Genomic DNA, 21195 nt, shown 5'->3' with positions numbered 1-21195 from the left:
TGCGTGTGGATAGTTTTGTACGGCGTCAGGCGGTTTCGACGCTGGGGTGGAATGTGCCTCGGCCGAGGTCTTGGGATTCGGCCGGAATCGGCAGTCGGGGGTGATGTGACGGACTCGGGGCCATCCGATGTGGTGCAGATTTCAACCTCGTCTTCACCCGGTTTCGACCACTGCGAGTGTCCTGGATCACCCTGAAGTTTGGGCTCTGTTTGCGTCCAGTGACATCGCGGGTAACTTCGAGTGGAGGGTAGGCGATGCGCTGAATGTCCGGTTTGCGGTAACGGAACGACGCGCCCGCCCGACCACACAGTTGACCGGCCGAGGGGGGTGCAGGGTGTTCGAGACGTTCTGTGGTGAGGTCGTCAGGTCTGCGGCTGGGTCCGTGTCGGTGGCCGATCCGACGGTCGCGCCGCGCCCACGGCTGTTCGCCCGACTGGACGAGGGGCGCCCGCTCACGGTGATCGGTGGCCCGCGGGGCTCCGGCAAGTCCGCGCTCGTGCAGTCGTGGTTGGCGACTCCCGCGGCGGCGCACCTGCACGCCGTCCTGGTCCCGGCGCCCGCCCCGGGCCTTGATCCGGCCGACTACTGGCGGTGTGTCGACGAGGTGCTGCGTCGGGTCGACCCGGGCGTGGGCACCGCGGTTGTCGTCGACCTGCCCGAGTTGCTTCGCGAGGAGGACCACCGGACCGGGATTCTCGGACTGCTGCGGTCGTGGCCCGGCACCCGGGTGATCGTCACGACGCGCTGGGGCGCGGGGTTCGCGGACCACTGGCCCGCGGAACTCGAGGCGACGGTGCTCGTCGGTGCCGAGCTGTCCTTCACCGAGTCGGAGACGGCCGAGTACTTCGCCCGGTCGGGCGTGGTCCTCGACGAGCGGACCTACCGCAGCATCCACGCGGCGGTGGGTGGGCACGCCGGGCTGGTGAGGTCCGCATTGGCCGTGGCTCGCGTGTTCGGCGCCGACTACGAGGTCGAGCGGGCCCGCTCGACCGAGGCGCTCGACGCCGCGGTCGACCGGTACGTCGCCGACCAGTTCCTCGGTGACGCCGAGCTCGCGCCGCTTCGCCCGTTCCTGCTCTCGACCTCGGTCGCCGCCGTTGTGACGGCGGCCGTCGCCACGGCGTTGACCGGCGACGGCGCCCGGTCGCACATCCTGACCCTCGAGCGGGCCGGCGTCCTGGTGCGTGCGGCGGGCCCGCAGATCGACGAGTGGGTCTACCCTCCGGCGGTCCGGACCGCGCTGGTCCGGGCCGCCAGGGCGGAGCACGGTGGGCGGAGCCTCCCGGAGTCCGCGGTCCTGGCCCGCCACTTCCAGCAGTCCGGAGACCTGCCCGAGGCGTTGGTGCACGCGGTCGAGGCGGAGCAGTGGGACCTCGCGCTGTCGATCGTGGAGGAAAACTGGGTGGAGATGATCCACACCCGGCCGAGGGTGCTGCGGGAGAGCCTGACCGCGCTGCCGCCGTGGGTGGTCGAGGGCTTCCCCACGGTGAAGGCGGCCCGTGAGCTCTTCGTCCGTTGGGGATCCGACCAGGTCGAGGTCCCGTATCCGGGTGCGGCCGGGCCGGCCGGACGCACCGCGGGGAGTCGGGCGCCGCTCTCGCTTCGCGACACCCTCATCCTGAACACGGTCCAGATGATGGTCCTGCGGTTCGCCGGGGAGTTCGGCCGCGCCGTCGACCTTGCCGTTCACACCTCGGCCCTGGCCGTCGGCACCGCGGCGGCGGACCGGTCCGAGATCGACGAGATCCTGCCGCTGCTCCGGCTGCAGTGGAGTATCACCCGGCAACTCGCCGGCGACCTCGGCGAGTCGACGACCGATCTGCTGCGGGCGTACCGGACCAGCGAGCTCGGTGGCATCGAGTTCGCCGCCCGCAACGCGGCGGGGGCGCTCGCACTGAACTATGCGCTCACCGGCGAGTCCGGCCTCGCCGACCAGTGGCTCGAGGCCGAGGCCCGGTTCGGGGTGCCGGCCGGATGGGTCGGGCCGATGGTGCGGGTTCCCGGTCTGGTGGCTCGAGCGCTGGTCGGGGTGGGACGCCTCGACACCGCGTCGGCGGCGCGGGCCCTCGACCAGCTCGACGACCTGTCCGATCGCGACGAGCTCTGGGGCTTCGCGGTCTACGCGCGGTGCCGGCTGGACCTGGCGCGGGGTGCCGCGGAGGAGGGGCTGGACCGGGTGCGCCGGGCCGTCGCGGTGTACGGCCGCTGGTTGAGGCCAGGGAGCGTGTCCGGTCCGCTGCTGGCCGCGGTGGAGGCGGACCTCCGCTGCGCGCTGGGGCGCGCGACCGAGGCGCGAGCAGCGGTGGCGGGAACGTACCGGTCCCACCCGCTGGTGGCACTGGTGCGGGCCCGGGTCGAGTTCCAAACCGGGAACCCGGGCACCGCCGCCGTGGAGTGCGAGGAGCTGGCGCACCGCGGCGACGCGTGGACGGGGACCCGGATGGAGGCGGTCCTGCTCGGGTCGGCAGCATCGCTCGCCCTCGGGGAGGTGGAGGCCGCCGGCCGGGGCTGGCGCCGGGTGGTGGCATTCGTCGAGCAGACCGGGGCGGTCGGGCTGCTGACGACCGTGCCGGCAGCCGCGGTGGCCGCCCTGTCGGACGAGCTGCCCGCGCCGCAGGCGTGGCGGACGCTGCCGGCCGAGGAGCGTGCGGCGCAGTTCCCGGACCCGGTGCGGATGGTCAGCCTGACGGGCCGGGAGGCGACGGTGCTCCGGTCCATGGTGGACGGGGCAACCGTCGCGGAAATTGCCTCGCGCCTGTACGTCTCGCCGAACACGGTGAAGACCCAACTTCAGTCCCTCTACCGCAAGCTCGGCGTGCACACGCGGGCCGATGCGATCCGGGTTGCGAGGGAGAGCGGCCTCGCCTGAGCGCCTTGCCGGGGTGCCGTCAGCCGCCGTAGACGGTGGTCTCGATCAGGTCGTGTCCGAGCTCCGGGTGGATCGCGTTGGTGGGCGAGAGCCCGTCGCTGCGGAACCAGCCGCTGTGCGCCTCGGGATGCGGTGCGACGACGCCGACCCGGCCGGCGGCATAGTCCGCGACCACCGCGGCGGCCTGGCCACCGGCGTAGGTCGCGAGGATCTGCGCGGTGTGGTTCGAGTTCAGCTCGAAGACCGGGCCGTCCTGGAAGTAGAGGGTGCGTGGTTCGCCGCGCCAGAGGACGGTGATCCGGGCGGCGTCGGTGGTCGTGACCGTCGCGTCGGCCGCGGTGATGTACTGCCAGGTGTCGCCGGGCAGCAGCTTGAAACCCGGTGTCGCGCCGGCGAGGTAGCCGCCGAGGCAGAACCCGAGGTAGTTCCCGCCCCCGGAGACCCAGTTCCGGATGACGTTGGCGTACGGCTGCATCGCGACCCAGGCCGCGGACAGGGTGCCGCCGCCCGGCTGCACGTAGACGGTGGCCGTGTCGAGGACATTCTTGGTGATCTTCAGCTTCTCCTGCGGTCCGACGTACGCGGTGCGGAACGGCCGCGGCGCCGTCTGCAGCAGTGCGGCAGCGGACTCCGGGCAGCCCGGCGAGGAGGCGGGTCCGCGGTAGACGAGTGCCAACGGCAGCTCGGCGGCGGTCGTGGTGGGCGCGGATGTCGGGGCAGGCGCGACGGTGGGAGCCGGCACCGGCGGCAGCGGCGAGGCCGCCGGCGGGGTCGTCGGTTGCGGCAATGGCCAGTTCGACGACAACTGCGCCTGTGCCGGTCCGGCGGTGGTGCCGCCCGCCAACAGGCCGGCGCCCGCGACACCCAGGAGAAGCCTTCGCCGATCGATCATCCAGACCTCCCAATCGTGCTGTCCCTCGTGGGGTTTGGTCCGACGCTACAACCCTGCGTGTGACAGGTGTGACTTAAGTCCCGAATTCGTCCGAACCCGTGCGCAGATCGGCGTCCGTCTGACCTCGGGCAAAGGCGCCGACCCGGTCGACGAGACGGGCGAAGAACGCGTCCGGATCGGTCCGGACCGCGACGTCGACATTCGGTGGGCGGCCCCACATCCCGTGCCAGTCCGCGACCGTGCAACCGCGAGTGAGGGTTCCGGCGAGCTCGACGTCGACGGTGGCGGGCCGGTACTCGGCCAGGGCCGGGTCCAGTGCGAGCGCGGCGGCGAACGGGTCGTGCATGTGGGCCAGGAAGCCCTGCCCGTGGTCGCGGTGGAACTCGAGGTAGAACCGCACCGCGTCGGACAGGTGTCGGATGATCGGAACGGATGCGGCCGAACGGGTTCCGGGCGGATCCAGCTCGGTGACAATCTCGGCCGGCACGCTGCCCGCGGCCGCGGCGAGGCGGCGCAGGTGCTCGGGTCGCATCTCGATGGACTCGGTGATGTCGAGCGGGCAGACGATCGGCCGACGGTCCGCGGGCGCCGCGGAGAACGCGGCGAACACCTCCTGCGCCGCCTCCGGGTCCACCGAGATGTTCCACTCGGACTCGGGGGTGGTGTTGCCGGGATGGTTGAACGCGCCACCCATCACCACCAGCCGCCGGAGCAGCTGTGGCAGTGCGGGTTCGAGCCGGAGCGCGAGTGCCAGGTTGGTCAGCGGGCCGGTCACCAGTCCGGTCACCTCGCCGGGCCGGGACCGTGCCACCTCCACCCAGGCCTGCGCCGCGCTGCGCGTCGAGACCCGCCGGCCCGACGCGGGCAGCTCGGCGTAGCCGATGCCCTGCGGGCCGTGGGTGTCCTCGGTGGTGCGGAGCGGATCGGTCAACGGCACCGGCGAACCGAGAGTGACCTCGACGCCCGGCCGGCCGCACATGTCCAGCCAGGCCAGGTTGTTGGCGGCGACCTGTGCGGCGGGCACGTTGCCCGCGGTGCTCGCGACCGTCAGGATCTCGGCCTCGGGACTGGACAGCAGGTACAGCAGGGCCAGCGAGTCGTCGATGCCGGTGTCGAGGTCGAGGATCAGTGGGACCCTTGCCGATTCATCGGTCACCTCAGGCCCCGATCCGGACGCCGGCCTGGTGGCGCACCGGGAAGTTCACCGAGCGCGCGATGAAGCACATCTGGTGGGCCTCCTGGTGGAGTGCGTCGAGCCGGTCGCGGACGTCGGTCGCCGAGCCCGCGGACGGCGACACCGTGACCTCCGGCCGGAGCGTCACCTCGGCGAATTGCCCGGCGCCGCCGGATTCCTCGGTCATCGTGCCGGTCGGGTGGTCGACGTACCCGGTCACCACCACACCGGCCGACGCCGCGAGGCCGACGAACCAGAGCATGTGGCACTGGGACAGGGACGCAACCAGCAGTTCCTCCGGGTTCCAGCGCGACGAGTCGCCGCGGAACGAAGGGTCGGAGCTGCCCGGCAGGTCCGGTTTGCCGGTCGCCGAGACGAGGTGTTCGCGGCCGTAGGCGCGAGGGTCCGCGGTTCCCTTGCCGCTGTTGCCGGTCCACGTCACGGTCAGGTCGTAGCGATGTTCGCGCACCCGGCTGATTCTGCCAGCCCGCGAGCCCGTCCCGACCACACCCGACGCCCGGTCGGACCCCGGCTTCGGTCAGACCCAGTGCGGGGCGTCGGCGCCCCAGTCGTGGGCGGGGAACGGGTAGCTCTGACATCCGGGAAGCGGGGGACGGGCGGCGGTGACCGCCCCGTGGGTGACCGTGGTGTCCGCGCCGGGCGCCCGCGCGGTCACCGGGTCGGCGACCCGTCCGGGCGCGTCGAGCAGCCAGCGGGCGGTCCGGGCCAGCGACACCGACACCGTCCGCCCCGAGCCGTCGCCGCGGCGCAGGGTCAGCGCGTCCACGATCCCGGCGGCCAGCAGGTACCCGCTGGCGTGGTCGAGCGCCTGCACCGGCAGCGCGCCGGGATGTTCGCCGCCCTCGGCGAGCGAGATGCCGGTCGCGGCCTGGACTATGGAGTCGAAGCCCCGGCGGTGCGCCCACGGGCCGTCGGTGCCCCACGCGCTGACCGAGCCGTGCACCATCCCGGCGGCCGCCTCGGCGAGCCCGAACCGGTCCAGCGCGCCGGGGCGGTAGCCGGTGACGAGCACGTCGGCGGTGGACATCAGTCCGCGCATCGCCCGAGCCCCGTCGTCGGAGCCGAGGTCAAGCAGCGCCGACCGCTTGCCCTGGCCGGTGTCGCGGTGCTGCCAGTCGATCTCGTGCAGGTGCGGCGGGTCGACACGGAGCACCTGCGCCCCGAGCAGCGCCAACGCCCGCCCGGCGACCGGGCCGGCCAGTACCCGGGTCAGGTCCAGGACCCGCAGCCCGGCCAGCGGCCGGGTCGGATCGGTGGTCCGGCCGGCGTGACCCAGCGGGGTCGGGTCGGTGCCGGGCGCAGACCCGGGCGTGCCCATCCGGACGATCGGCCCGACGGCGGAGGCGACCCCCTGCGGATGCCGTGCCCACTGCACCTCGGTCCGTACCCGGGCGGCAATGGCGCCGGCCCCGGCGGCCCGCTCCTCGACCTCCCGCGCCGACATCGTGCCGATCCGCGCGGACAGCACGCCCGCGTCGGAGTCCTCCCCGAGTTCGAGCGCGTCCAGCAGTCGGGCGCGATGGTGGGGGTAGTTCCCGTGGGTGCGAACCCACCCGTCGGACGCCGCGAAGAACCCCGACATCGGCGCGAAGCCGGACACCGGTTCGCCGTCGATGCGCATCATCCGGTCGCCCGCGAACGACGCGGCGACCCGCTCCGGGTCGAGCGCCCACGGGTGCGGATCCAGGCCGCGGGAGGCGAGCAGCCGGTCGACGGCCGAGGCCAGCGCGCCGACGGACCCCAGGGCGAGGGCGGCGACCGGCAGACGGGACGAGAGGTAGCCGTCGGCGGGCGGGAAGACCACCCGACCCGACGGGCGCGGCAGCGCGCAGCCGTTCTGGTAGTCGGTGAGGAGCTGCTCGGCGGACACCATCCCTGGACGGTATACCCGCAGACCGGGCGTATCTCCCAACCCCCGTTTCGGCGCCCCTGGCGCCCAATCGCCGCCCCGCTGCGTTGTCGTCGGCGCCGATCCAACCCCGGTATCGGCTTCTCCTCCGCGCGGGAGCGGAGCCCGCGGAGCGACTCCTCCGGCTTGCCGGACCACGATTGCTTCGCCAGGTGCATCCGAGTGGGGTTGAGAGACACGCCCTACCCTGGTCAGATGATTGCCGACCCCGCACGGACTTTCGGACGCCGGCCCGCCGCCGCACTGGGCGCGTTCGCCGTGGTGTCGGTGATCCACCTGGCCGCCCAGCTCGTCGGCGTGGACGGCGTGGCGAACGTGAGCCAGTGGTTCCTGATGCCGCTGCTCGCGGGGTTCCTGGCGCTGGCGACCGCCGCGCCGCGGATCCGGCTGGTCCGGCTGACGCTGGCCGCGCTCGGCCTGTCCTGGCTGGGCGACGCCGCGCCGGACCTCGCGTACGGCGACACCGCGTTCCTCGTGATGATCGGGTCTTCCTGCTCGCGCAGCTGGCGTACATCGCCGCGTTCTGGCCCTACCGCGCGGCGAGCGTGCTGCGCCGACCGGCGGTGTTCGGGTACGTCGCGGTGATCGTCGCCCTGGTGGCGGCCTGTGCGCCGGGTGCGGGGCCGCTGCTCGTGCCCGCGCTGGTCTACGGCACCTGTCTCGGCGCGATGGCCGTGCTCAGCACGGCGCTGGGCCGGGTCGCGGCCGTCGGCGGGGCGCTGTTCCTGCTGTCCGACTCCATGATTTCGCTCGGCGCGTTCGCGGACTGGTACCACCCGCCGGCCGAGGGGTTCGCGGTGATGCTCACCTACGTCGCCGGGCAGGCGCTGCTGGTGTTCGGGGTGCTGGCCGCCGCCCGGTCGACGGCCGCCAGCTCCCTCGCCGCGATTACGTCCTCCGGACGCTGATCTCGAATCCCGCGGCCCGGAGCCGGTCGACGAGGGCGTCGCCGATGGCGGTGGCCGGGGTCAGCACGCCCGCGGCGGCGGGCAGCCGCTCGCCGTCGAACGCCAGCGCCAGCGCCGACTCGCCGAGCATCACCGCGGTCGCGGCGTACCCGGGGTCGCCCTGCGCGCGCACCCGGGCCGCGTACCGGGCGCCGGTGCTGGTGGTGGTGTAGAGGTCCATCGTGAAATGGCCAGTCCTGCGGGTCTTCTCGTTCGGGCCCTCGCCGGGTGCGGGCAGCACGCGGTCGAGGAGGTAGCGGGTGGGGCCGAAGGCGAGACCGGCCATCAGCGCGCCGAGGCCCGCCGACACCCCGGCGGCGAAGACGGGTGAGAGCGCCGACTGGCCCACGCTCATCACCTCCCGGTACCGGAACGTGCGGCCGTACGCCCACTCGCGCAGAGAGTTGCTGCGGCGCACCACCCGGGTGTTCGTCGAGCCCATCACGAACGGCGCAGTGCGGCCGCCGAGGCCGGGCGCGATGTCCGAGCCCTTCACCATCTCGAAGTCGGACTGCCGGCCCAGGTCGGGTTCGGCGGCCAGGTCGGGGCTCAGCGAGTACGGGCCGGCCGCGATCCGGCGGGCGCCGCGGTCCACCTTCACGGTGTCGACGAGGTTGCGCATCGAGTCGATGGTGCCCCCACTGACCCCGCCGCGGAACGCGCTGACCACCAGCGTGGTGTCGGTGAGGTCGCCCTCGCCGTCGGCGCTCACCTGCTGGTGCAGCACGTGCACGCCGAGGTCCGAGGGGATGGAGTCGACGCCGCAGGAGTGCACGATGCGGGCCCCGGACGCCACCGCCACGTCGTGGAACCGGTCGATGCTCTCGCGGCCGAAGAGCACCTCGCCGGACAGGTCGGTGTAGTCGGTGCCCTCCTCGGCGCAGGCCCGCACCAGGTCGATCCCGTACTTCGCGTACGGGCCGACGGTGGTGACCACGACGTGCGTCGACTTCGCCAGTGCGGTCAGCGAGTCCGGGTCGTCGGCGTCGGCGATCAGGATCGGCCACGCCGACGCCCCCGGCAGCGACTCCCGCACCCGCTCGAGCCGCTCCCGGGAGCGGCCGGCGAGGCCGATCCGGGTGCCCTCGGGCGCATGGCGGGCCAGGTACTCGGCGGTGAGCCTGCCGACAAAGCCGGAGGCGCCGTAGACGACGACGTCGAGGTCGCGGGTGCGGGTCATGCCGCCGAGCCTAGGTGGCGCAGGTCACCAGGGCGAGGGCTGGTAGTCCTTGAGGAAGCAGCCGTAGAGGTCGACGCCGAGTTCGCCCTGCACGATGGGGTCGTACACGCGGGCCGCGCCGTCGACGAGGTCGAGCGGGGCGTGGAAGCCCTCGTCGGCCAGTCGCAGCTTGGTGTAGTGCGGCCGTTCGTCGGTGATCCAGCCGGTGTCCACGGCGGTCATCAGGATGCCGTCCTCGTCCAGCATCTCCTTGGCGCTGGTGCGGGTGAGCATGTTCAGCGCGGCCTTGGCCATGTTGGTGTGGGGGTGTCCGGCGCCCTTGTAGGCGCGGGAGAACTGGCCCTCCATCGCGGACACGTTCACCACGTACTTGCGGCGGGCCGCTGCCGCGGCCATCGCCGGGCGGAGCCGGGAGACCAGGATGAACGGGGCCACCGAGTTGCACAGCTGTACCTCGAGCAGCTCGATCGGGTCCACCTCGGCGACGGTCTGCACCCAGCTGTTGGTGTGTGCGAGGTCCGGGACCAGCCCGCCCGCGTCGATGGCGATGCCCTGCGAAATGCGTTCGGGGGAGGCCGAACCCGCGACCAAGGCCAGCTCGCTGACCTGGTGCACGATCGACTGCGCGGCCTCGGGCAGCGAACTGGCCAGCGAGGCCGGGTGGGCGTCGCTGGTCTTGCCGAAGGTGAGCACGTCCGGCAGTTCACCCGCGGGCAGCGGGCCGGACTCGGCCTCGACCAGCGCGGAGTAGGAGCCGGGGGAGCGGCGCACCGTCTGGGCGGCGTTGTTGATCAGGATGTCCAGCGGGCCCTGGGCGGCCACCGAGTCCGCCAGCGAGACCACCTGGGCGGGATCGCGGAGGTCGATGCCGACGACGCGGAGCCGGTGGATCCAGTCGGCGCTGTCCTCCATCGCCTTGAACCGGCGGATCGCGTCGTTGGGGAAGCGGGTGGTGATGGTCAGGTGGGCGCCGTCGCGGAGCAGTCGCAGCGCGATGTACATGCCGATCTTGGCGCGGCCGCCGGTCAGCAGGGCGCGGCGGCCGGTGAGGTCGGTGCTGGCGTCGCGCTTGGCGTGGCTGCTGGCCGCGCAGTCCGGGCAGAGCTGGTGGTAGAAGGCGTCGACCACGGTGTAGCGCTGCTTGCAGATGTAGCAGGGGCGCGGGCGGATCAGGGTGCCCGCCGTGGCGCCCGGGGCGTTGGAGGTGATCAGTACGCCCGCGGTCTCGTCGTCGATGCGCTCGGGCGAGCCGGTCGCGGTGGCGGCGACGACCGCGCGGTCGGCCTCGGAGACCGCGTCCCGGGCCTCGAGCCGGCGACGCCGCTTGAGCTCCTTGAACATCTTGCCGCTGGCCCGCTGCAGGGCCACCGAATCGGGGTGGTCCGAGTCGAGCTCACCGGCCGCGTTCAGCACCCGGATGCAGGTCTCCAGGTCGGTGGGATCGATACCTGTCATTGGTTGTGCCATCGGTTGCAAACTCAGTTCTGATCGCGTCGTACTGGTCGCAGCGAATCCTACCGAGTCGGCGGCCACCAGCCGATTCGGCCGCCGTCAACTGGTGACAACGGCGCCGGGCGCGAGGAGGATTTTTGGTGTCGGGGGATGGCCGGGCCGCCGCGCCCGGCGGGCGAGAGAGGCCGAGATCATGAACGAGAGAGCACTGAACGAGAGGGCGATCGGCGACGGCAGCGGGGCGATGCACCCGACCCTGCACGCCGAATCCGTGGTGCCGGTGACTGCGCCCCTGCAGAAGGACGGACCGTTCCTTCCGGAACTGACCGAGGTGGATCCGCTGGTGCGCGCGCCCGACGCGCGACGCGACTTCAACGTCGGCGGCGCGGGCGTCACGGTCGCCGTGCTGGACACCGGCCTGCGGTCGACGCACGTGGACTTCGCCGGCCGGGTGGTGCCGGGCCGCAACTTCACCGCCGACGGCGGACACGACCGGGCCGACGTCACCGACCGCAACGGCCACGGCACCAACGTCGCGGGCATCGTCTGCGCGGGCCGGATCCACACCGGGATCGCGCCCAACGCGCGGATCGTGCCGGTCAAGGTCCTGTGCGACGACGGCACCGGACGGTTCGCGGACGTCCGGGACGGGCTGGAGTGGGTACTCGACCACCGCGCCGCCCTCGGGATCTCCGGGGTCTGCATGTCGATGTGCGCGTCGGACAACCGGACCACCGACACCGACATGCCGGGCGATTCGATCGGTGCGCTGCTGCAGGAACTGGCGGACGCCGACGTCGCCTGCTGCGTGAACGCGGGCAGCGAGTACTACGCACACGGCGGCCTGCAGGGGATGAGCTACCCGGCGATCTTCCGGCAGACGATCAGCGTGGGAGCCGTCTACGACGCCGACGAGGGACCGTTCCGGTACCGGGACGGCGCCAAGGCGTTCAGCACGGCTCCGGACCGGTTGACGCCGTTCACCCAGCGCCTGCACCACAAGGTGGGTGGCGCGTGCGCGACGTCGCTGTTCGCGCCGGGGTCGCCGGTGACCTCCACCGGGATCCTCAACGACACCGGTGAGTCGATCCAGTACGGGGTCAGTCACGCGACGGCGTGCGCGACCGGCGTGGTGCTGCTGTTGCAGTCCTTCTACCTTCGTACGACGGGGTCGTTGCCGTCGGTCGCCGACCTGACCCGATGGCTGGCGCGCGGCAGCGAGGTGATCTACGACGGGGACGACGAGCACGACAACGTGGGCCACACCGGCCTGACGTTCCCGCGGGTGAGCGCGGTCGGCTCCCTGCTGGCCTGCGCGAAGGAACTCGCGATGCGTGAACTGGTGGCCGCGGAGCACGCGCGGACCCAGGCGCGCTCGCCCAGCGAGCCGGTGATGATGTCGAGGTGAACGCCAATGTCCTTGCGGCACAACGAGAAAGGCCCCGGATCGAAATCCGGGGCCTTTCTCGTCTGTCTCAACTCAGAGTGCGCGAGGGGGGACTTGAACCCCCACGTCCATTAGTAGGACACTAGCACCTCAAGCTAGCGCGTCTGCCATTCCGCCACTCGCGCTTGCACACACTGTGTTGCTTGCTCGCTGCTCTCGCTGCGTGCTGGAAAAGATTAACCCAGAGTGGGCCAAAGCCCCAAATCGTCTCGTTTGTGCAGGTCAGAATGCTGTTTTGGAGGCGGATTGTCGGTTCGACGACGGAAACCGGTGGCGGCAGGTGGGCGGTGGTAGGAAAGGGGGGTGTCCGACATGGCGAAATCCCAGCAGTCCCAGAATTCCCAGCAGTCCGAACGGGCCCGCGGCCGCGCCGAGGCGGAGGTCGTCGACCTCGTCAGCGCGCTGATCCGGTTCGACACCTCCAACACCGGGGAGCCCGAGACCACCAAGGGCGAGCGGGAGTGCGCCGAGTGGGTGGCGGCGCGGCTCGAAGAGGTGGGTTACGAGCCGGAGTACGTCGAGTCCGGTGCGCCCGGCCGCGGCAACGTCTTCGCCCGGCTGCGCGGCGCCGACCCGGAACGCGGCGCCCTGATGATCCACGGCCACCTCGACGTGGTGCCGGCGGAGCCCTCGGACTGGAGCGTGCACCCGTTCTCCGGCGCGGTGGCGGACGGCTACGTGTGGGGGCGCGGCGCCGTCGACATGAAGGACATGGTCGGGATGACGTTGGCGCTGGCCCGCCAGTTCAAGGCGGAGGGCACGGTGCCGCCCCGGGACCTGGTGTTCGCCTTCCTCGCGGACGAGGAGGCGGGAGGCACCTGGGGTTCGCAGTGGCTGGTCGAGCACCGACCCGACCTGTTCGACGGCATCACCGAGGCGGTGGGAGAGGTGGGCGGCTTCTCCCTGAGCGTGCCGCGCCCGGACGGCAGCGACGCGCGGCTGTACCTGGTCGAGACCGCGGAGAAGGGGCTCGGCTGGATGCGGCTGACCGCGAAGGCCCGCGCCGGACACGGTTCCTTCCTGCACGAGGACAACGCGGTCACGATCCTCGCCGAGGCGGTCGCGCGGCTCGGTCGGCACACCTTCCCGCTGGTGGTGCCGGACTCGGTGGCGGAGTTCCTCGGGGCGGTCGGCGCGACGACGGGCCTCGAGTTCGACCCGCACTCGCCCGACATCGACGGCACCCTGGAGAAACTCGGCACCATCTCCCGGATCATCGGCGCGACGCTGCGGGACACCGCCAACCCGACCATGCTCTCCGCCGGCTACAAGGCGAACGTGATCCCGCAGACCGCGTCGGCCGTGTTCGACTGCCGGGTGCTGCCGGGTCGGCAGGAGGCGTTCGAGCGGGAGGTCGACGAGCTGATCGGGCCGGACGTCACCCGCGAGTGGATCACCAAGCTCGACCCCTACGAGACCACCTTCGACGGGCACCTGGTCGACGCCATGAACGACGCGATCCTCGCGCACGACCCGGACGGGCGCACCGTGCCGTACATGCTGTCCGCGGGGACGGACGCAAAAGCGTTCGCCAAGTTGGGGATTCGGTGCTTCGGCTTCGCGCCACTGCAGCTCCCGCCGGACCTGGACTTCACCGCGCTCTTCCACGGCGTGGACGAACGGGTGCCGGTGGACGCACTAGAGTTCGGTACCCGGGTGCTCGAGCACTTCCTGTTGAACAGCTGAAGCGGTCTCGAGCCGGCTGATCGGCCGAGCCGCCCCTTCGACGAAAGGACCCCCATGTCGCACGACCCGTACGGACCGCTCCCGGACCTGCCGACCTTCGAGCTGACCTCCGAGCAGATCGCCGAGGGCGGTGAGGTGCCCGCAGCGCAGCGCAGCGGCATCTTCGGCGTCCCCGGTGGCGAGGACGTCTCCCCGCAGCTGTCGTGGTCCGGCTTCCCGCCCGAGACGAAGAGCTTCGTGGTGACGATGTTCGACCCGGATGCGCCGACCGCGTCCGGCTTCTGGCACTGGGCCGTCGCGAACATCCCGGCTTCGGTGACCTCACTGGCGGCCGACGCCGGCGACGGCACGGGCGCGGGACTGCCCGCGGGCGCCGTCACCCTCAAGAACGACGGCGGCGGGCACCGTTACCTGGGCTCGGCGCCGCCGGTCGGGCACGGCCCGCACCGCTACATCTTCGCCGTGCACGCCCTGAGCGTGGAGACCGTCGACGGACTGACCACCGACTCCACCCCGGCCTTCCTCGGGTTCAACCTGTTCAGCCACGCGATCGCGCGCGCGACCCTGACCGCCACCTTCGGGCACTAGTCCCGCGCCGGTGAGTCCTCCCGGTCCCCGATCGGGGCCGGGAGGATCCACAGGGTCAGCTCCGGTGTTCGGCGCCGACCGCCTCGGACAGCGACGTGTAGCCGCCGTCGCGCAGGCGCTGCGCCAGTCCCTTGTGGATCCGGCGCATCCAGAACGGCCCGCCGTAGATGAAGCCCGTGTAGCCCTGCACCAGCGAGGCGCCGGCCAGGATCCGCTCCCAGGCCTGGTCCGCGGTCTCGATCCCGCCGACGGAGACGAGCGCGAGCCGGCCGCCGACCCGCGCGTAGAGCCGCCGCAGCACCTCGAGCGACCGGTCGGCCACCGGGGCGCCGGACAGTCCGCCTGCGCCGATCGCGGCGACCTCGGCGTCGGGCGTCGCCAGCCCGGCCCGGCTGATGGTGGTGTTGGTGGCGACGATGCCGGCCAGGCCCAGTTCCAGTGCCAGGTCCGCGACCGCGTCCACGTCCTCGTCGGACAGGTCGGGTGCGATCTTCACCAGCACCGGCACCTCGACGCAGTCGAGCACGGCCTGCAGCAGCGGGCGCAGCGACTCCACGGCCTGCAGGTCGCGCAGGCCGGGGGTGTTCGGCGAGCTCACGTTGACCACCAGGAAGTCCGCCAGCGGCCCGAGCAGTCGCGCGCTGGCCGCGTAGTCGGCGGCCGCGTCCTCGGCGGGCACGATCTTGGTCTTGCCGATGTTCGCGCCGATCGGCACGCCGACCCGACGCTGCCGCAGGTGGTTGGCCGCGTGGCCGGCGCCGTGGTTGTTGAAGCCCATCCGGTTGACCAGCGCGCGGTCGGCGGGCAGCCGGAACAGCCGCGGCGCGGGGTTGCCGGGCTGTGCCTGCGCGGTCACGGTGCCCACCTCGGCGAAACCGAAGCCCAGCGGGCCCCACACGTTCACGCCGGTGGCGTCCTTGTCGAAGCCGGCCGCCAGACCGAGCGGCGCCGGGAAGTCGACGCCGAACACCTGGGTGCGCAGGGCCGGGTCCCGCACGGTGAGCACCCGCGCCACCAGCGCGCGCAGCGGCCCGAAGAACGTGACCAGACGCATCGCCCGGAATGCCAGGTGGTGCACGCGTTCCGGCGGGACGAGGAACATGATTCGAAGCAGCAAGCGGTACAACGGTTCTCCCTGGATTCCTGGCGTGGGGACGCGGTCGGCGTCGGTGCGGCCCACGGTCACTGGCCGGCGGTCTCGATGCGCTGCAGCCCGTCGCCGGTCGCGGAGGCGACGAACAGGGTGCCCGTCTTCGAGTCCACCGCAACGGAGTTGGGCTGGCGGACGGTGGGGTAGCGGTGCTTCTCCACCGGGATCCCGCTGGAGAGGTCGAAGCCGACCACCTCGTTGGTGCCGGTCAGCGTCACCCAGACCAGGTTGGTGTTCTGGTCGACCGTCACGCCGAACGGCGAGTTCGGCACGGGGAAGCGCTGACGCATCATCAGCGGGTCGGTGGTGAAGGCGATCAGTTCGCCGCCGGTCGTGTCGGTGACCAGCACCCGGCCGAAGTGATCGGTGGCGAGGTTCGTCGCGCCCTCGCCCGCCCGCAGCGCCATGCCCTGGCCCTCGTCCATGATCACGTTCGTCACGGACGTCTGGCGCCGGTCGAGCGCGGTGACCTGGTCGCCGGTGACGCCCAGGGCGTCCACCGAGGCGAAGCCCGAGACCTTGCCGGCCTGAGCGCCGTTCGCGTCGAGTTCGAGCACGGCACCGTCCGCGGTCCCGACGACCATGCCGCCGTCGCCGAGCAGGGTGGCCGAGCGGACCTCGCCGTCGACGTCGAGCGTGGTCGTCTCGCCGCTGCCGACGTTCACCTTCACCACGGAACGGCCGGCGGGCACCGCCAGCACGCCGTCGCGGGGGTCCGACAGCGATGCGGTGCCGCCCGGGAGGGTGATGTCCCGCGGCGGCGCCGCGACGTCACCGGCGGGGTAGAGCAGCAGGTGCGTCGCGTCGTCTGTGAGCAGCGCCACGGTGCCCGTCGCGGCGTCGAAAGCGGTGGCGCCGACCGGCTGTCCGAGCGGGACGACGGTGCCGGCGGGCGAGGCGGCGGCGGGCGAGACGGCCGCCGTGGCCGAGTCGATCGTCTTCATGTCTTCCCCGCCGCTGTCCGAGGAACAGCCGGTCACCAGCAGTAACAGCGCTCCCGCCAGAACGGTCGTGGTGCGTGCCGCCGGTCCCCGCATGTATGTCTCCTTTGTCGCCACTCGGCGTTCGGCAGCGGCCGGCGCGGGCTTGTCCCCGCGACCGGCGACCGGCCGGACACCATGTCCACCCCATAGCATCCCTGATTCGGTTCGGGGGCGAGAATCCGACTCGGACGTGTGGAACAAATACGGCTACCGTTGTTGCCAACACGAGGCGCCGGTCGACTCGGTGGAGGACACGCGATGGACGCAGACGAGGCCGCACAGTTCGTCCTCGAGGACCTGACGGTCGGTGCTTACGCGCACGGGTTCGGCCGCAACCCGGACGGCGAGGTCTTCGCCTTCCGGGTCCGCCGCAGCACCCTGCGCGTCGAGGTGTACCGACGCGACCTCGAGACCGACGTGCCCGACAGCTCCGACGTGGTGGCCACGGCCGAATTCGCCGTCACCGACGTCGATCTCACCGACGAACGCAGCGTGGCTGCGGTGGTGCGCGACGCCGTGGCCACCGCGGAGCGGACGGAGCCGGCCGGCAGCGGTGGGCTGACGGTTCGCGCGATCCTCAGCCGACTCAGCGCCGTGATCGACGTGTTCTAGGCGGCGCGCACGAACACAGGTCAGCTACCCGCCGCCGCGGCGCGGCAGCACCAGTTGGGCGCCGGTCTCCGGGTGCGCCAGCACCTCGACCGGGTGGCCGTAGACCCGGGTGAGCAAGGTCTCGGTCAGCACCTCGGCCGGACCGCCGTGGACGGCCAGGCGACCGGCCTCGAGCACCGCCACGGTGTCCGCGTACGCGGCCGCCAGCGCGAGGTCGTGCAGCACCACCACCACGGCCGCGCCCGCGCGAGCGCGTTCGCGCGCCAGGCCCATCACCGCCTCCTGATGGCCGAGATCCAGGGCCGCGGTCGGCTCGTCGAGCAGCAGCGTCCCCGTCCGCTGGGCCAGCACCCGGGCCAGCGCCACCCGGGAGCGTTCGCCACCCGACAGGGCCGCGAACGGGCGGTCGGCGAACCGGTCGACGTCGCAGGTCGCCATCGCCTCGCGGACGGCGTCGTCGTCCTCGTCGCGGCGGACGGTTCGCGTCCACGGTGCGCGGCCCATCTGGACCACCTGGCGTGCTGTGAACGAGAACCCGACGGTGTGCTGCTGGGGGAGCACCGCGCGGCGCTGGGCCATGTCGGTGCCGGTCCACTCGGACAGTGGCCTGCCGTCGAGCTCGACGGTGCCGGCCACCACGGCCTGGTCCCCGGCGAGCGCGGCCAGCAGGGTGGACTTGCCCGCGCCGTTCGGGCCGACCAGCGCGAGCACCTCACCGGTGCGCACGTCGAGGCTGACCGACTCGAGCACCCGGCGCCGGCCGCGGTCCACGCTGACGCCGACGGCGCGCAGGCTGACCTCGCCGGGCGCGGGCGCGGTCGGGACCGGGAGTTCGCGGGCGAGGAGGTCCTGGATCCGGCGGGCGAGCGCGCTCATGCCCAACCACCCTGCTGGTGCCGGGTGCGCCGCAGCATCCAGAAGAAGAACGGGCCACCGATCAGCGAGGTCAGCATGCCCAGCGGCAGGTCGGCGTTGGGCACCAGGGTGCGCGCGCCGAGGTCGGCGGCGAGCAGCACGATCGCCCCGCACAGTGCGCTGGCGGGGATCAGCATGCGGTGCGCCGGTCCGACGATCATCCGCATCAGGTGCGGCACCACCAGGCCGACGAACAGGATGATCCCGGTGAACGCCACCGACGCGGAGACCAGGAGCGCGACCACCACGACCGCGAGCTGACGCAGCCGCTCGACGTTCACCCCGAGGTGCGCGGCCGCGCTCTCGCCGAGCGCGAGCAGGTCCAGCTTGGACGCCATCGCCATGCTCACCGCGATGCCGACCGCCGCCATCGGCGCGACGATCGCGACCGCGCCCCAGGTGGCGCCGTTGAGGCTGCCGAGCTGCCAGAACACGATCTGGTCGCGGGCGGCGGGGTTGGCGACGAAGGTGAAGAACGCGATGAGTCCGCCGGCGAAGGCGTTGATGGCGACGCCGGTGAGGACCAGGGTCACCACCTCGGTGCGGCCCTCGGAGCGGGCCAGCAGGTAGACCAGGGCGGTGGTCACCAGGCCGGCGACGAAGGCGCCCGCGGCCACCGCGGTGCCCGCGACGAACGCGCCGCCGGTGACGATGACGAGGCTGGCGCCGACCGCCGCGCCCGCGGAGACGCCGATGACGCCGGGCTCGGCCAGCGGGTTGGCGAACACGCCCTGGAGCAGGGCGCCCGCGCAGGCCAGTGCGGCGCCGACGATCACCGCGAGGGTCACCCGCGGGAAGCGCACCTGCCAGAGGGTGACCTCTCCGCTCGGGTGCGCGGGCATCGGGCCGATGTCGAGGCCGATGCGGTGCAGGATGCTGCCCACCACCTCGGCGGGTCCGGTCGGCACCTGCCCGATGCAGGCCGACGCGACCGCCAGCACGAGCAGCAGCAACGTCAGCGCGAGCAGGACCGTCCCGCCGCGCAACCGGCGGCGGGCGGGGGTGATCGGTGGTGTCGTGGTGGTCACGGGGTCGGCGGTGGTCGTCACTGGGCCGACGGGGTGTACAGCGCCGTGGCGAGGGCGTCGAGGACGTCGCCGGTGCGCGGACCGAAGCTGAGCAGCACGCTGTCCTTCATGTCCACCACCCGCTGGTTGCGGCCGGCGGGGGTCTGCGCGACGCCCGGGATCTTCGCCAGCCCGTCGAGTCCGCCGATGGAGTCCAGGCCGTTCGACATCATCAGGAACACGTCCGGGGCGGACGCGATCATCGCCTCGCTGGTGATTGGCTGGAACTGCTGGGTCAGGCCCGCCGCGGTGCCGGCGTCGACGCCGCCGAGTGCCTCGATCAGCGAGTCGGCCCCCGAGCCCGGGCCCGCCATCATGGTGATGGCGGTGCCGCGCATGTAGAGGAAGGCGATCTTGGGCCGGGTGCCGTCGGTCGGGGCCTTGGCCGTCGCGGCCGCGATCTGGTCGGCGGTGCGCCGGCTCAGTTCGGCGCCCGCCGCGGGCACGCCGAGGGCGTCGGCGACGGCCTGGATCTGGCCGGGGACACCGGCCAGCGTCCGCGTGGGGTCGAAGAACACCACGGGCACGCCCGCCGCTCGCAACTGTTCCTGCACGGCCCGCGGGCCGATGCTGGTGTCGGTGAGGAACACGGTCGGGCGCAGGTTGAGGATCGCCTCGGCGGACAGCGATTGCCCGCCGGGCGTGATGTCCGGCACCGACTCGACGGCCGGGAACCCGGAGGCGGTGTCGCGACCGACCAGGCTCTTGCCCAGGCCGAGCGCGTACACCGTCTCTGTCAGCGTGCCGTACTGGTCCGCCGCGACGATGCGACTGGTGTCGGTGATCGTCACCGCGACCCCGTCCGCCCCCGTCACGGTGACCGGCAGGGTCGCGGCCGGGTTGTCCGCGATCGGCTGCGGGTCCAGGCTCGCCAGGGTGGCGGTGCTGCGCCCGGTCTGGCCGCCGGTGGCGGCGTCGTCCTGCGAGCCGCACCCCGCGGTCACCATGATCACCGTGACTGCGGCAAGTGCGCCGAGGACACGGCGGCGGTGATTGGTCATCGGATGGTTGGCGCCGGTACTCCTCGTGCCGAGGAGCAACAGGTGCCATCCTCCTTTCGCGGGTTGGTGCTGATCGAGCCTGAGATCTCCTGCCGTGGGGCAGGAGGGCATTACTTGACGAGGTAGCTCTCGATGTCGGCCTCGAGCGCGGCGAAGAGGTCGCCGTTGAGCTGGTACGCCAGGTTCACCTCGTCGATGAGCTGCCGCTGCTCCTGCTCGGAGAGCGGGGCCGCGTCGAGCTTGGCGCGGTACTCGTCCTTGTAGACCTTGGGCTTCTCGATCTGGTCGAAGATGTAGAACCGGAGTCCGTCGACGGTGTAGCCGTAGGCGCGCTCGAGCATCCGCCGGATGATCTGGCCGCCGGACAGGTCGCCCATGTACCGGATGTAGTGGTGCGCAACGAAACCCGTCGACGAGTCGTACGCGACCTCGTCGATCCGCTCGATGTAGCGGGCGGTCGCGGGCAGCGCGGTGACCTGCTCGCGCCAGCCGTCTCCGAGCAGGAACTCGAGGTCGGCCTCGAGGGCCTCGGTGCGCAGCAGTTCCTCGCCGATGAACGGCGCGGCGACGGGGTCGCTCGCCTTGGCCCGGCCGGCGGCCTCGAGTGCGAGGTACACCAGGTAGGTCTGGCCGATCAGGGCGGCGTGCGCGGCCGGGGTCAGCTTGCCGGCGAGCAGGTCGCCGACGAAGCGGGACTGCTCCGTGTTCCGGTGTGCCGCGTCGGTTTCGGTCCTGATTCGTTCGGCCAGGCCCGGCGCCGTGGTACCGGTCGCGTCAAGCGTCGTCATGCTCATCTCCCCGTGGGTTGGTCGTGGTTTGTCGATACCTTCGCGGAGCGCGGGCCTCGAGTTGTCACTAGGTTAGCCTGCCCTTCCGGAACGCGTTGCAGTGGCGGACCATCCGGCCCACCGGTCGGGACGGAACACGATCACCGGACCGGTCGGGGGAAGGGTCGTGTACTGCGGGTACTTGGCGACGAGGGCGCGGACGCCGGCGCTGCCGTCGGGGCTTGTGGCGTCGGCCACGCGGGCCTCGCAGTCGACGCGGACCCACCACAACAGGCGCCAGTCCTCGTCGTACTCGTCGACGAGGAGGCTGGCCCTGCCGGTGGCCGTGATGTGGTCGAGCCGGCGCAGGTTGCGGGTGGACTTCGGTTTGTCGTCCACCGCCGAGTACACGAGGCCGTCGGCCGTCGCGAACACCAGCGGCACCAGGTGTGGGCGGCCCGCGGCGGTGACGGTGGCCATCCGTGCCACCCTCGCCGCGGCGAACCGCCGTCGTTGTTCCTCGGCGTGCACGGTG

20 protein-coding genes and 1 tRNA gene are annotated in these 21195 nt (G+C 72.2%); 7 read left to right on the top strand and 14 right to left on the bottom strand.

Translation table 11 applies throughout. From position 1 onward, the window contains the following. Window positions 1-388: 388 nt before the first annotated feature. The gene (locus AC1DU4_RS11175) at window positions 389-2869 is read left to right on the top strand and encodes a helix-turn-helix transcriptional regulator (protein WP_477839791.1); all 2481 of its coding nucleotides are present in this window, start codon (window positions 389-391) and stop codon (window positions 2867-2869) included. A 19-nt stretch (window positions 2870-2888) separates the two neighbouring features. Here the strand turns inward: AC1DU4_RS11175 and AC1DU4_RS11170 are convergent, their stop codons facing one another. From AC1DU4_RS11170 to AC1DU4_RS11155, 4 genes are all read right to left on the bottom strand, one after another. Further along, complete coding sequence (locus AC1DU4_RS11170; RefSeq protein ID WP_477839789.1) at window positions 2889-3761, bottom strand: BPL-N domain-containing protein; 873 nt, start codon at window positions 3759-3761, stop codon at window positions 2889-2891. Between the two features lie 73 nt (window positions 3762-3834). Beyond that, the gene (locus tag AC1DU4_RS11165) at window positions 3835-4917 is read right to left on the bottom strand and encodes a nucleoside hydrolase (RefSeq protein ID WP_477839787.1); all 1083 of its coding nucleotides are present in this window, start codon (window positions 4915-4917) and stop codon (window positions 3835-3837) included. 1 nt (window position 4918) lies between these two features. After that, window positions 4919-5404 (bottom strand): OsmC family protein, encoded by a 486-nt coding sequence (locus AC1DU4_RS11160; RefSeq protein WP_477839785.1) that lies wholly within the window; start codon window positions 5402-5404, stop codon window positions 4919-4921. A gap of 69 nt (window positions 5405-5473) precedes the next feature. Then, on the bottom strand, window positions 5474-6829 hold the full coding sequence (locus AC1DU4_RS11155; protein ID WP_477839783.1) for a CoA transferase: 1356 nt from the start codon (window positions 6827-6829) through the stop codon (window positions 5474-5476). Window positions 6830-7060: 231 nt separating this feature from the next. Between AC1DU4_RS11155 and AC1DU4_RS11150 the strand changes: the two genes are divergently transcribed. Together AC1DU4_RS11150 and AC1DU4_RS11145 are read left to right on the top strand one after the other, a co-directional pair. Further along, a complete protein-coding gene (locus tag AC1DU4_RS11150) occupies window positions 7061-7450 on the top strand; it encodes a lysoplasmalogenase (RefSeq protein WP_477839781.1) in 390 nt (129 codons plus the stop codon). Further along, entirely contained in the window at window positions 7411-7773 is a 363-nt protein-coding gene (locus AC1DU4_RS11145) for a lysoplasmalogenase family protein (protein ID WP_477839779.1), read from the top strand. Before AC1DU4_RS11150 ends, AC1DU4_RS11145 begins: the two co-directional genes overlap by 40 nt. On the opposite strand, the gene AC1DU4_RS11140 is transcribed toward AC1DU4_RS11145, so the two are convergent. Continuing rightward, window positions 7754-8992: a saccharopine dehydrogenase family protein gene (locus tag AC1DU4_RS11140; protein ID WP_477839777.1), complete on the bottom strand. Its 1239-nt coding sequence runs from the start codon at window positions 8990-8992 to the stop codon at window positions 7754-7756. The two genes, AC1DU4_RS11145 and AC1DU4_RS11140, sit on opposite strands and share 20 nt — an antisense overlap. Before the next feature lie 24 nt (window positions 8993-9016). Continuing rightward, window positions 9017-10459 carry an SDR family NAD(P)-dependent oxidoreductase gene (locus AC1DU4_RS11135; RefSeq protein ID WP_477839775.1) on the bottom strand — a complete coding sequence of 481 codons (1443 nt, stop codon included), beginning with the start codon at window positions 10457-10459 and terminating at the stop codon, window positions 9017-9019. 178 nt (window positions 10460-10637) lie between these two features. Here AC1DU4_RS11135 and AC1DU4_RS11130 point away from each other — a divergent pair, with 178 nt between their 5' ends. Further along, window positions 10638-11852: a S8 family peptidase gene (locus AC1DU4_RS11130; RefSeq protein ID WP_083577305.1), complete on the top strand. Its 1215-nt coding sequence runs from the start codon at window positions 10638-10640 to the stop codon at window positions 11850-11852. A 78-nt stretch (window positions 11853-11930) separates the two neighbouring features. Here the strand turns inward: AC1DU4_RS11130 and AC1DU4_RS11125 are convergent. Continuing rightward, window positions 11931-12016, bottom strand: a tRNA-Leu gene (locus AC1DU4_RS11125). 187 nt (window positions 12017-12203) lie between these two features. Between AC1DU4_RS11125 and AC1DU4_RS11120 the strand changes: the two genes are divergently transcribed. Together AC1DU4_RS11120 and AC1DU4_RS11115 are read left to right on the top strand one after the other, a co-directional pair. After that, window positions 12204-13577 (top strand): M20/M25/M40 family metallo-hydrolase, encoded by a 1374-nt coding sequence (locus tag AC1DU4_RS11120; protein WP_477839773.1) that lies wholly within the window; start codon window positions 12204-12206, stop codon window positions 13575-13577. A gap of 54 nt (window positions 13578-13631) precedes the next feature. Further along, window positions 13632-14165, top strand: a complete 534-nt coding sequence (locus tag AC1DU4_RS11115) for a YbhB/YbcL family Raf kinase inhibitor-like protein (RefSeq protein WP_477839771.1) — start codon at window positions 13632-13634, stop codon at window positions 14163-14165. 55 nt (window positions 14166-14220) lie between these two features. Here AC1DU4_RS11115 and AC1DU4_RS11110 read toward each other — a convergent pair whose 3' ends face one another. Then, complete coding sequence (locus tag AC1DU4_RS11110) at window positions 14221-15291, bottom strand: quinone-dependent dihydroorotate dehydrogenase (RefSeq protein WP_477839769.1); 1071 nt, start codon at window positions 15289-15291, stop codon at window positions 14221-14223. A 56-nt stretch (window positions 15292-15347) separates the two neighbouring features. Then, on the bottom strand, window positions 15348-16352 hold the full coding sequence (locus tag AC1DU4_RS11105; protein WP_477839767.1) for a YncE family protein: 1005 nt from the start codon (window positions 16350-16352) through the stop codon (window positions 15348-15350). Between the two features lie 204 nt (window positions 16353-16556). Between AC1DU4_RS11105 and AC1DU4_RS11100 the strand changes: the two genes are divergently transcribed. Then, window positions 16557-16910 carry a hypothetical protein gene (locus AC1DU4_RS11100; RefSeq protein ID WP_072844768.1) on the top strand — a complete coding sequence of 118 codons (354 nt, stop codon included), beginning with the start codon at window positions 16557-16559 and terminating at the stop codon, window positions 16908-16910. A 24-nt stretch (window positions 16911-16934) separates the two neighbouring features. Here the strand turns inward: AC1DU4_RS11100 and AC1DU4_RS11095 are convergent, their stop codons facing one another. From AC1DU4_RS11095 to AC1DU4_RS11075, 5 genes are all read right to left on the bottom strand, one after another. Then, on the bottom strand, window positions 16935-17786 hold the full coding sequence (locus AC1DU4_RS11095; protein ID WP_477839764.1) for a heme ABC transporter ATP-binding protein: 852 nt from the start codon (window positions 17784-17786) through the stop codon (window positions 16935-16937). Continuing rightward, complete coding sequence (locus tag AC1DU4_RS11090; RefSeq protein ID WP_477839838.1) at window positions 17783-18832, bottom strand: FecCD family ABC transporter permease; 1050 nt, start codon at window positions 18830-18832, stop codon at window positions 17783-17785. Before AC1DU4_RS11090 ends, AC1DU4_RS11095 begins: the two co-directional genes overlap by 4 nt. 38 nt (window positions 18833-18870) lie before the next feature. Further along, a complete protein-coding gene (locus AC1DU4_RS11085; RefSeq protein WP_477839762.1) occupies window positions 18871-19893 on the bottom strand; it encodes a heme/hemin ABC transporter substrate-binding protein in 1023 nt (340 codons plus the stop codon). 110 nt (window positions 19894-20003) lie between these two features. Then, window positions 20004-20681, bottom strand: a complete 678-nt coding sequence (locus AC1DU4_RS11080; protein WP_477839760.1) for a biliverdin-producing heme oxygenase — start codon at window positions 20679-20681, stop codon at window positions 20004-20006. Window positions 20682-20753: 72 nt separating this feature from the next. Beyond that, window positions 20754-21191, bottom strand: a complete 438-nt coding sequence (locus AC1DU4_RS11075) for a TIGR03668 family PPOX class F420-dependent oxidoreductase (RefSeq protein WP_477839758.1) — start codon at window positions 21189-21191, stop codon at window positions 20754-20756. Between the last annotated feature and the right edge of the window lie 4 nt (window positions 21192-21195).

Source organism: Rhodococcus sp. P4_F5 (assembly GCF_056401315.1).
This window is presented reverse-complemented; position numbering and strand designations above follow the sequence as displayed.